This window comes from Inquilinus sp. OTU3971, assembly GCF_038440215.1.
This window is the reverse complement of record NZ_JASATH010000449.1, coordinates 1-448: the sequence shown is the minus strand read 5'-3', so window position 1 is coordinate 448 and position 448 is coordinate 1. Positions and strand designations below refer to the sequence as shown.

1 protein-coding gene is annotated in these 448 nt (G+C 67.6%); it reads left to right on the top strand.

The genetic code is table 11. From position 1 onward, the window contains the following. The coding region (locus AAHM41_RS40360) for a transposase (protein WP_342242281.1) at positions 1–278 on the top strand (278 nt) is incomplete at its 5' end. Positions 279–448 lie beyond the last annotated feature (170 nt).

The following is a 448-nucleotide window of genomic DNA, read 5'->3' as shown; positions in this document are numbered from 1 at the left end:
CCGCCGACCGCACCTCGGCCAACACCATGCGCGCCAACCAACTCCGCCTCTGGTTCGCTTCCATGGCCTATGTCCTGCTCGCCGCCCTGCGCCGCATCGGGCTGCGCCACACCCAGTTCGCCCAGGCCACCTGCGGCACCATCCGCCTCAAGCTCCTCAAGATCGGCGCACTCGTCACCACCAGTGTCCGACGGGTCAAGTTCGCCATGGCTTCGGGCTGCCCCTACGACCACGAGTTCGGGCTCGCCCATGCCTTCCTTGCCGCCGCAGGGCGCTGACGAACCAGACAGCGCACAGGCCACATCAGCTCCGACACGACTGCCACAGGCGGCCGCGACCTGCCGTGACCGAAATCAACCAACTCCGCCGAAAATCGGCCGCTCTCGCGGAAATGCCTCCGCCTTCTGCCTGACCGACGCACTGCCTCGCCGCGCGGTGAGATATCCGC